Source organism: Paenibacillus dendritiformis, assembly GCF_015845845.1.
Taxonomy (GTDB): domain Bacteria; phylum Bacillota; class Bacilli; order Paenibacillales; family Paenibacillaceae; genus Paenibacillus_B; species Paenibacillus_B dendritiformis_C.
The window spans coordinates 1-10,047 of record NZ_LDIG01000158.1 but is presented as its reverse complement, the minus strand read 5'-3'; the positions used below and the strand labels follow the sequence as shown (position 1 = coordinate 10,047).

The 10,047-nt window shown below is 54.1% G+C and carries 6 protein-coding genes, 8 tRNA genes, 1 rRNA gene and 1 pseudogene; all 16 read left to right on the top strand.

The features are described 5' to 3' along the window. A 23S ribosomal RNA gene (locus tag ABD76_RS15655) occupies positions 1-1,730 on the top strand; the annotation flags it as partial. A 169-nt stretch (positions 1,731-1,899) separates the two neighbouring features. Beyond that, positions 1,900-1,988: transfer RNA gene (locus ABD76_RS15650), tRNA-Ser, on the top strand. A gap of 25 nt (positions 1,989-2,013) precedes the next feature. Further along, a tRNA-Met gene (locus tag ABD76_RS15645) sits at positions 2,014-2,090 on the top strand. A 9-nt stretch (positions 2,091-2,099) separates the two neighbouring features. Then, a tRNA-Val gene (locus ABD76_RS15640) sits at positions 2,100-2,175 on the top strand. Positions 2,176-2,181: 6 nt separating this feature from the next. Further along, positions 2,182-2,257 (top strand) — tRNA-Thr (locus ABD76_RS15635). 9 nt (positions 2,258-2,266) lie between these two features. Further along, a tRNA-Asp gene (locus ABD76_RS15630) sits at positions 2,267-2,343 on the top strand. Between the two features lie 68 nt (positions 2,344-2,411). Further along, a tRNA-Phe gene (locus tag ABD76_RS15625) sits at positions 2,412-2,487 on the top strand. A gap of 9 nt (positions 2,488-2,496) precedes the next feature. Continuing rightward, a tRNA-Tyr gene (locus ABD76_RS15620) sits at positions 2,497-2,582 on the top strand. Between the two features lie 5 nt (positions 2,583-2,587). Next, positions 2,588-2,663, top strand: a tRNA-Lys gene (locus ABD76_RS15615). A 222-nt stretch (positions 2,664-2,885) separates the two neighbouring features. Then, entirely contained in the window at positions 2,886-3,992 is a 1,107-nt protein-coding gene (locus tag ABD76_RS15610) for a PucR family transcriptional regulator (protein ID WP_197258183.1), read from the top strand. Between the two features lie 102 nt (positions 3,993-4,094). Then, entirely contained in the window at positions 4,095-5,216 is a 1,122-nt protein-coding gene (locus ABD76_RS15605; protein WP_197258182.1) for an ABC transporter ATP-binding protein, read from the top strand. 1,175 nt (positions 5,217-6,391) lie between these two features. Continuing rightward, positions 6,392-7,330 (top strand): HPr(Ser) kinase/phosphatase, encoded by a 939-nt coding sequence (gene hprK / locus ABD76_RS15600; RefSeq protein WP_197258181.1) that lies wholly within the window; start codon positions 6,392-6,394, stop codon positions 7,328-7,330. Positions 7,331-7,365: 35 nt separating this feature from the next. Then, positions 7,366-8,466, top strand: coding sequence for a prolipoprotein diacylglyceryl transferase (gene lgt, locus ABD76_RS15595; protein ID WP_197258180.1), 1,101 nt, complete (start codon positions 7,366-7,368; stop codon positions 8,464-8,466). A gap of 4 nt (positions 8,467-8,470) precedes the next feature. Continuing rightward, complete coding sequence (gene ppaX / locus ABD76_RS15590) at positions 8,471-9,124, top strand: pyrophosphatase PpaX (protein WP_197258179.1); 654 nt, start codon at positions 8,471-8,473, stop codon at positions 9,122-9,124. Continuing rightward, complete coding sequence (locus ABD76_RS15585) at positions 9,121-9,645, top strand: DapH/DapD/GlmU-related protein (protein WP_197258178.1); 525 nt, start codon at positions 9,121-9,123, stop codon at positions 9,643-9,645. The genes ppaX and ABD76_RS15585 overlap by 4 nt, the downstream gene beginning before the upstream one ends. Before the next feature lie 191 nt (positions 9,646-9,836). Then, positions 9,837-10,047, top strand: a pseudogene (locus tag ABD76_RS15580) (IS1380 family transposase); the annotation flags it as partial.

The following is a 10,047-nucleotide window of genomic DNA, read 5'->3' as shown; positions in this document are numbered from 1 at the left end:
ATACTTCGAAGCTGGAGTGAAGTCGATGCAGTGGTAGGGGAGCGTTGTGTACCGGGTGGAAGGCAGACCGGAAGGACTGCTGGACTGTACACAAGTGAGAATGCCGGTATGAGTAACGAAAAGACTGGTGAGAATCCAGTCCGCCGAAAGCCTAAGGGTTCCTGGGGAAGGCTCGTCCGCCCAGGGTAAGTCGGGACCTAAGGCGAGGCCGAAAGGCGTAGTCGAAGGACAACAGGTTGAAATTCCTGTACCACCGTAGCCGTTATGAGCAATGGGGGGACGCAGAAGGATAGGGACGCGAGCAGATGGATGCTCGTCCAAGCAGTGAGGCTGGTCAGTAGGCAAATCCGCTGACCGTAAGGCTGGGCTGTGACGGGGAGGGAAAATTACAGTACCGAAGGTCTTGATTTCATGCTGCCAAGAAAAGCCTCTAGCCAGGTAAAGGTGCCCGTACCGCAAACCGACACAGGTAGGCGAGAAGAGAATTCTAAGGCGCGCGGAAGAACTCTCGTTAAGGAACTCGGCAAAATGACCCCGTAACTTTGGGAGAAGGGGTGCCCCGGTAGGGTGAATAGCCCGAGGGGGCCGCAGTGAATAGGCCCGAGCGACTGTTTAGCAAAAACACAGGTCTGTGCGAAGCCGTAAGGCGAAGTATACGGGCTGACGCCTGCCCGGTGCTGGAAGGTTAAGGGGAGTGGTTAGCCGTAAGGCGAAGCTATGAACCGAAGCCCCAGTAAACGGCGGCCGTAACTATAACGGTCCTAAGGTAGCGAAATTCCTTGTCAGGTAAATTCTGACCCGCACGAATGGCGTAACGACTTGGGCGCTGTCTCAACGAGAGATCCGGTGAAATTTTAATACCTGTGAAGATGCAGGTTACCCGCGACAAGACGGAAAGACCCCATGGAGCTTTACTGCAGCTTGATATTGGACTTTGGTACGGTCTGTACAGGATAGGTGGGAGCCTGGGAAGCCGGAGCGCCAGCTTCGGTGGAGGCGCCGTTGGGATACCACCCTGATCGTATCGGAGTTCTAACCAGGGACCGTGAAACCGGTTCGGGGACAGTGTCAGGCGGGCAGTTTGACTGGGGCGGTCGCCTCCTAAAGAGTAACGGAGGCGCCCCAAGGTTCCCTCAGAATGGTTGGAAATCATTCGAAGAGTGCAAAGGCAGAAGGGAGCTTGACTGCGAGACCTACAAGTCGAGCAGGGACGAAAGTCGGGCTTAGTGATCCGGTGGTACCGCATGGAAGGGCCATCGCTCAACGGATAAAAGCTACCCTGGGGATAACAGGCTTATCTCCCCCAAGAGTCCACATCGACGGGGAGGTTTGGCACCTCGATGTCGGCTCATCGCATCCTGGGGCTGAAGTAGGTCCCAAGGGTTGGGCTGTTCGCCCATTAAAGCGGTACGCGAGCTGGGTTCAGAACGTCGTGAGACAGTTCGGTCCCTATCTGTCGCGGGCGTAGGAAATTTGAGAGGAGCTGTCCTTAGTACGAGAGGACCGGGATGGACGTACCGCTGGTGTACCAGTTGTTTCGCCAGAGGCATAGCTGGGTAGCCAAGTACGGAAGGGATAAGCGCTGAAAGCATCTAAGCGTGAAGCCCCCCTCAAGATGAGATTTCCCACATTGGTAAGACCCCTTGAAGACGACGAGGTAGATAGGTTGGAGGTGGAAGTGCAGCAATGCATGGAGCTGACCAATACTAATCGGTCGAGGGCTTATCCTAAATTCACCCCAAAAAGTGACGTGAAGCGTCGCAGCAACACCGATTACTTTTCGGGGATCCCGGATGGTTTGATGATTTTACTTTCGCATTCAGTTTTTAAGGTACAAGGTCTTGATATGAGCATGTGAATCGCGTATAATACGGTGGACAGGCATTTTACATGCGATGTGGAGAGGTACCCAAGAGGCCGAAGGGGGCGCTTTGCTAAAGCGTTAGGGTGTAACAGCCGCGAGGGTTCGAATCCCTCTCTCTCCGCCACAGTGATTTACAACCTTTATAATATGGCGGCGTAGCTCAGCTGGCTAGAGCGTACGGTTCATACCCGTGAGGTCGGGGGTTCGATCCCCTCCGCCGCTACCAATTTCATAAGGACGCTTAGCTCAGCTGGGAGAGCATCTGCCTTACAAGCAGAGGGTCGGCGGTTCGATCCCGTCAGCGTCCACCATATTTTGCCGGTGTAGCTCAGTTGGTAGAGCGGCTGACTTGTAATCAGTAGGTCGTGGGTTCGACTCCTATCGCCGGCACCATTTCACTAAGGAGCTGTGGTGTAGAGGCCTAACATGCCTGCCTGTCACGCAGGAGAACGCGGGTTCGAATCCCGTCAGCTCCGCCATTTTAACTTTCGTGAGAGTGGCGACGCATTATGTGCACCACTTTATTTTTTTGAAAAGTTATATATTAGGCTCGGTAGCTCAGTCGGTAGAGCAGAGGACTGAAAATCCTCGTGTCGGCGGTTCGATTCCGTCCCGAGCCACCATCCAAATATGGAGGATTAGCGAAGTGGCCAAACGCAGCAGACTGTAAATCTGTTCCCGTACGGGTTCGGTGGTTCGAATCCATCATCCTCCACCATGTAAGAGCCATTAGCTCAGTTGGTAGAGCACCTGACTTTTAATCAGGGTGTCGAAGGTTCGAGTCCTTCATGGCTCACCAGTTTTTTACTTCAAGACTTCAGTGGATGAACTGAAGTTTTTTTGTTTTTTCGGCCGGGTTTGATTTGATCAAGCCCGGCCTTTTTGCGATCTGCAGGCGATAAGGGAAGCCTTGCTTCACGTTATTCGATCTCACCGCCCAATGGTATATGAAGACGGCCTCTCAGATATGATACAATGGGAACAATAACGCAGAAGGATAAGACGGGTGGAGAGATTCGGTATGGATAAGCAAGCGCTGCTGCAGCAGATTGAACATATATTGGATACCTCTCTGGAGAAGCTGACCGTACCTTCATCGACATGGAAGGAATGGACCGGTGAAGAAGCGATGGCGGACGGCCAGCCGCCGGTTCTGGCGAAGCAGGGGAACGCCTGGTATATCCTGTGGAAGCCGGGGGAGGCAGCGACGGAAGTACTGAAGCTGGAAGGCCGGGAGTTTGCCGGGCAGGAACGGCAATGGCTTCAGCTTATTTTGCGGATGGCCCATCATCCGCAGCCTTCGCTGATAGCGACGCATAGTAACGATGAGCAGCAAGCCCGCTTGTTCGGGCAATGGGTTGCGGACCGGGTGAAGGAGGCTGAGGGGAATGCGGAAGTGCCGGACAGTTTTTCCCTGAAAAGCAAGCTGTTCATTCAAGTTGTGCCGTTCCTGCTCGTCGCCGAGCATACCCATCGGGAGGTGCCCGCCTATCAAGAATTGTGCAAATTGCTCCGTTCTTACTTCGGCGGGGAGGTCATTCTCATTCCGCTGTCGGATAAAGAATGGCTGATTCTATGTCCGGAACAGTTGACCCAGCCCGGTGCCGGAGAAGACGAGAACGAAGATCGCGAGACGATGGAAGAGATGCTGACCTCCTACTGTCTCGGACTCTATGAGCTGCTGTCAAGCGAATGGGTCGGAGAGAGCCACCTGACCATCGGGTACCCGTTCACGCCGGTGAAGGGCATTCCGGGCGTCGTATCCCAATTAAGGGAGACGCTGTATTTGGGCCGGGCTTTTCACGTGACCGACAATATTCATCTGCCTTGGGAGCTGCATCTGGAGCGGCTGGTCAACAGCATTCCTGACGAGGTGCGGAAGCAGTTCCTGCAGCGGGTCGTCACCAAGGCGGATGCCTTCGCGGATCCGGAGACGATGGCGACGCTGCAGCATTTCTTCCAGTTCGACTGCAGTGTGAGCGAGACTGCCAAGCGGCTGTACATCCATCGCAACACCCTTTTATACCGATTGGATAAAATCAAGCATGAAACCGGGCTCGATGTCCGCAAATTTTCCGACGCGGTCTTGGTCAAGCTAATATTGCTATTGTATAAAGTAACAAAATAAGACGATCATTTTTTGTGCATATTGTGAATAGTTATTTGTACAGGGTTCCGATACAATAAGGGTAACCGATTTCAGGAATATACGTATAAGGGGGAAACGCACATGGCAGGCGTTCGCTTAGAGCATATTTACAAAAAGTACCCGGGATCCGATAATGCAACGGTAAAAGACATCAACCTCGATATCAAGGACAAAGAGTTCCTCGTATTGGTTGGTCCTTCCGGTTGCGGTAAATCGACAACACTTCGCATGATTGCAGGTTTGGAAGAAATCTCCGACGGGAAATTGTACATTGGCGACCGCCTTGTTAATGACGTGGCTCCAAAAGACCGCGACATCGCGATGGTATTCCAATCCTACGCGTTGTATCCGCACATGAACGTATACCAAAACATGGCGTTCGGTCTGAAATTGCGTAAATTCAAAAAAGAAGACATCGACAAGCGCGTGCGCGAAGCAGCCCGCATCCTCGATATCGAGCATTTGTTGGATCGCAAGCCGAAGGCATTGTCCGGCGGTCAGCGTCAGCGTGTCGCTCTCGGCCGTGCTATCGTTCGTGAGCCGCAAGTGTTCCTGATGGACGAACCGCTCTCCAACTTGGACGCGAAGCTTCGTGGACAGATGCGCTCCGAGATTACGAAATTGTCGAAGCGTCTGCAAACGACCGTTATCTACGTAACGCACGACCAGATCGAGGCAATGACAATGGGTGATCGTATCGTCGTTATGAAGGATGGCATTATTCAACAAGCTGCAGCACCTGACGTGCTCTACAATAATCCGGTTAACATGTTCGTTGCCGGCTTCATCGGTTCCCCTACGATGAACTTCATCAAGGGTTCTCTGGTGGAAGAGAACGGCACTGCCCGCTTTAGAACGACAGGTCTGAACGTAGCTGTACCGGCTGGCAAGGCGCAAGTGCTGAAGGAAAAAGGCTACCTCGGCAAAGATGTCATTCTGGGTGTTCGTCCAGAGGACATTCATGAAGAGCCAGTCTTCCTGGAAGCTTCGCCGAACACGGTATTTACGGCGTCGATTGAAGTTACAGAGAACATGGGTCATGAAATGTTCCTGTACCTGACTGGCATCGGTTCCGAGACGGTTATCGCACGTGTGGACGGCCGCTCCAACTCGAGAGAAGGTCAGAACGTCAAGCTTGCCATCGATATGAACAAAGTACATGTTTTCGATACCGAATCCGAATTGAACGTATTCGAAAACTAATTCGATATAACGAAAGCGGAGGTTCCCAACTGGGGGCCTCCGCTTTTTGGCATATGTATAGGCATGGCCGATCGAGGGCATAGTTTGTCGAAATTGTCAAGAGCATAGTGTGTCGAAAGCATGGTTTGTGGAGAGCCTAGCCTGTCGGAAACATGGTCGGCCCTGCCGGTCCAGGGCGATTCCTGCAAAGTTACATCTTTTTTGTCGATGTCATCAAAATTTATAGCGGCGAGGCATGATTTCCACCCGCCTGCCGTGCAACGAAGTCTACGTGTGAAGCTCTTCCATCCAGCGGGGCGACTGTAAATATGTCGCAGGTGCCCCCCTTCAAATTATCATCTGATCGCTTAGCGCCCACAGCAAGCTGCTCCTCCCCTTAACGAAGATCATTTCCGGGCCGTTGTCTTGATCGAGATGGACACGGGGGGTCATGGCTTTGGGCCGAGGTGAGCGCAAGCATGCTTAGTTCGAGCTAGGTGAGCAGCGTTTCGATTACGACCGATCCGGCAAAAGTTAATGATAGGGACATGCCGATATAAGATAAGAAAGAAAGTGCCGCTTTCAGCAGCATGTGATGGAGAATGACTCGATGCCGGGAGACCCTGCGCATGCCCAGGGTCCGCACCAATTTTTCGTGGTTGTGGCGGTAACATGTTTCTGCAATCGTCGAATGTCATTGCCAATATGTAGTGGCGGAAGGGCGGCGGCGCAAGATGCCGGAGCCGTCCGATCCTGCCTTCTGCAGCGCTTGCCCTCGCTTGCCCTATCTGGCGATGGGAACCGCTGCAGCGGTGTGGAGAACACCAGAATCGAGCCCAGAGCAAGGCAGAAGGTCGGAAACGACATGAGCACGAGAGTGACCGCAGTCACTGTGTGTTACATTTTCGAGGAAGGCTTCAAGCCTGTCACCGGACCGGGGAGGAGGGAGGAGAAGAGCAAGCAATGTTGATTTGGTAAATACGCAACATCAATATATGGAGGATGCTGTACAAAACTCTTTATATTTGGAAGATATCATGAAAAAACAATCCCGATCAAAGAGCGTGCCCCTGCGCGCTAATTGATCTGACCGGCGTTTTCCGATACGATGGTTACAATGAGGAATTGGCACTTCGTAGCCTGCGTAGACGAGGAGCGGGAACGGTTGGAGTGCGGGAGACGAAGGAGTGAACAGAATGGCCAAGAGAGTAAAAGTGGCCGAGATGGTGGAGCAGTTCCATCTGGAGGTACTGGCTGGGGAACCGGGGTTGAAGCGGCCGATTACAGTGGATGATTTGCATCGCCCCGGCCTGGAAATGGCGGGTTACTTCGAATATCACCCGAAGGAGCGCGTTCAACTCCTCGGCAAGACCGAGCTTGCGTTTTTCGAGACGCTGACTCCGGAGGAGAAGCGGGATCGGATGTATCATTTCTGTTCGGAAGAGATGCCCTGCATCATCGTGACGCGGGGATTGGATGTGCCGGAAGAGATTATCGACGTATGCCAGGAAGAAGACGTGCCCTTGCTGCGGACGCAGTTGGCGACGACGATTCTTTCCAGCCGTATTACGAGCTTCCTGGAGAAGAAGCTGGCGCCCACGACGACGATTCATGGCGTATTGGTCGACGTCTACGGGGTCGGCATGCTCATAACCGGGGGCAGTGGCATCGGGAAAAGCGAAACGGCGCTGGAACTGGTCAAACGCGGCCATCGTCTGGTCGCCGACGACGCGGTCGAGATTCGGCAGACATCGGACAACCAGCTTCATGGCTCGGCACCCGAATTAATCCGGCATTTGCTTGAGATTCGCGGCATCGGCATCATTAATGTAATGACGCTGTTCGGAGCCGGCGCCATCCGCAACAATAAGCGGATCAGCGTCGTCATTCGCCTGGAGAATTGGCAGCAGGATAAGCAATACGACCGTCTTGGCCTGGATGAGGAGACGACGCGCATTATCGAGACGGATGTGCCGCTCGTCACCGTGCCGGTTCGTCCCGGACGGAACCTGGCCGTTATCATCGAGGTGGCTGCGATGAACTTCCGCCTGAAGCGGATGGGCTACAATGCGGCGCTTCAATTCACGAATAAGCTCACCGAGACGATCGCCGAGGATATGGAAGACTTTGATTGAGATTTGCAATCTCAACCCGTAAGGAGTGTGGATGGATGGCAACGATGTTGCTGGATCCGGTGGCATTTTCGATCGGCGCGATCAAGGTGCACTGGTATGGCATTATATTAGGCACAGCCGCGGTGGTCGGCTTGCTGCTGGCAATTCGGGAAGGCAAAAGATTTGGGATTTCTCAAGATTTTTTCATGGATTTGCTGCTGTTCGGCGTGCCTTCCGCCATTGTCGGGGCGCGTATCTATTACGTTGCCTTCAAATGGGATGATTACAAAGACAACTTATTGGAAATCTTTAAAATCTGGCATGGCGGAATTGCGATTTATGGCGCATTAATTGGCGCCGTGATTTGCGGGATTATCTATGTTCGAAAAAAGGGGTATTCCTTCTGGCGGATCGCGGATATTTGCGCGCCGGGCCTGCTGATTGGACAAGCGATCGGGCGCTGGGGGAACTTCATCAACCAAGAAGCGTACGGAGGACCGACAACCGAAGGGTTCCTCCGCGACACGCTTCATCTGCCGAACTTCATCGTCAACCAGATGAATGTGAACGGAACCTTCCATCACCCGACCTTCCTGTATGAGTCGCTGTGGAGCTTCGTCGGCGTGCTGCTGCTGTTCGGCTTCCGCCGGCTTCGCGGCGTTCGCAGCGGGGAAGTGTTCATCGGCTACCTGATCTGGTATTCGATCGGCCGGTTCTTCATCGAAGGGCTGCGCACCGACAGTCTGGCCTACCAAGGATCCGGATGGGTGGAATCGATTATTGGCACGCTATGGTCGCCGATGCGGCTCGTATTCGAGCCGGGGTATCTCGATCCGAATTACGGCAATGTGCGGATTTCGCAGCTGCTGGCCATCTTCCTGATCGTCGGCGGCCTCGCGCTTATCATTATCCGCCGGGTAACCGGCGCCTCGAAGGCGCTGTATGCAGATCCGATTGTATCGACGAAGTCCGCCCCGCTTATGGAAGCGGCGCAGACTGGCGCGAACGGCGCCGGAAGCAAGACGGAGGCGGAAGCTCCGGCGAAGCCGCAGTCCGATGAGCAAGCTTCCTCTTCCCGGGACGGGGCCGAGGACCAGCCTGAACCGGCGGAGCAGCCTGCGGCGGCGGAAGAGGAACGTGACATAAAGGAGAAATAGCATCATGATTCGTACAGTATTGTTCGATCTGGACGGAACGATTATCGATACCAATGAACTGATTATCGAGACTTTCCTGCATGTGCTGCTGGAGCGCACGCCGACCCCGCTGACACGGGAGCAGATTATTCCGAGCATGGGAATGCCGCTCGAATATCAACTGCGGAAGTTCAGCGGCTTGGACGATGTGGAGGAACTCAAAGCCGCTTACCGCCGCTATAATATATCGCGGCATGATGAGCTGGTGCGCGAGTTCCCGCATGTGAAGGACGTAATTGGCGCTTTGCACGAGGGCGGCATCCAACTCGGCATCGTCACGACGAAGATGCGCGAGACGACGGAACGGGCCTTGCGCATGTTCGGCTTGCTGGATCAGATGGGCGTCGTCGTGACGATCGACGATGTCCAGCATGCGAAGCCGCATCCGGAGCCGGTGCTGCTCGCCATCGAGAAGCTGAAGGCCGACCCGGCGACGACGCTTATGGTGGGCGACAGCCCGGCCGATATCCAGGCCGCCAATGCGGCCGGCGCGATCTCCTGCGGCGTCGCCTGGTCATTGAAGGGCGAAGCGGTGCTTCGCCAATACGAACCGCGCCATATCATACATGATATGCGCGATATTTTGACACTCGTTGGATGGGAGCGGGAATCCAAGTGAGAGATCTGGAGCGGCATCCTGTCGAAGGGCCGAACAGCCTGTGGCAAATCTACCGATCGGTAAGCCCCTGGAAGGGCGTCTGGAACTTCATCTGGATTCAGTTCGCCCGTTACTGCCCTTCGGTGCGGCTCAAGCGATGGATTTATGTGCATCTCCTGAAGATGAAAGTCGGCCGCCATACGGCCTTCGGGCTGATGGCCATGGTCGATGTCTTCTTTCCGGAATATATCGAGGTCGGGGACAACACGATTATCGGCTACAATTCGACACTGCTGGCCCATGAGTATTTGACAAAGGAGTACCGTCTCGGGAAGGTCCGCATCGGCAGCCATGTGATGATTGGGGCGAACAGCACCATTCTGGCGGGCGTGACGATCGGCGATCATGCGGTGATCGCGGCGGGAACGGTCGTCCATAAAAATGTATTGCCCGGCCAGATGGTAGCCGGCAACCCGATGCGGGTCATTCGAGAAGCTCACCCGGCAGCCGGCGAGGCAGACGGTTCGGGCCCCGCATCATAATCCGGCAGTCGTAAGGGAGGCTGCCGGCTTTTCCTGTTGGAGGCCATGCGGGGCTTCGAGATGTACTATCAATTTCCTGAATCCGTGAAATGAAATCATAGAAAAGTTAGAAAATGAGCCGCCGGTAAAGTAAAATAAGGAAAAAGGGAAGAATTCCCGTATTTCTTTAACTCACCCCGGAGGTGCCATTGATGAAACCCGTACGTTTTCAACTGGATCAGTCCGTGGAGATGCTGACCGCTCATTCCGGTCTTGCCCTCATTGGCTTGCTCCTTTCCCATACCCAGATTGCCAAGCGCTTGACTCGTTCCTCGCTTCCCGGTGTACATCAACCCACGGTCACTCACCCGGATGTGGTCTACGCGTACCTGGGGCTACTTTGTCAAGGGAAAAGTGACTTTG

Excerpts from the sequence above, each read along its gene's own strand:
- ABD76_RS15610 (WP_197258183.1), top strand. The coding sequence starts at position 2,886 with ATGGATAAGCAAGCGCTGCTGCAGCAGATTGAACATATATTGGATACC.
- ABD76_RS15605 (WP_197258182.1), top strand. The coding sequence starts at position 4,095 with ATGGCAGGCGTTCGCTTAGAGCATATTTACAAAAAGTACCCGGGATCC.
- hprK (WP_197258181.1), top strand. The coding sequence starts at position 6,392 with ATGGCCAAGAGAGTAAAAGTGGCCGAGATGGTGGAGCAGTTCCATCTG.
- lgt (WP_197258180.1), top strand. The coding sequence starts at position 7,366 with ATGGCAACGATGTTGCTGGATCCGGTGGCATTTTCGATCGGCGCGATC.
- ppaX (WP_197258179.1), top strand. The coding sequence starts at position 8,471 with ATGATTCGTACAGTATTGTTCGATCTGGACGGAACGATTATCGATACC.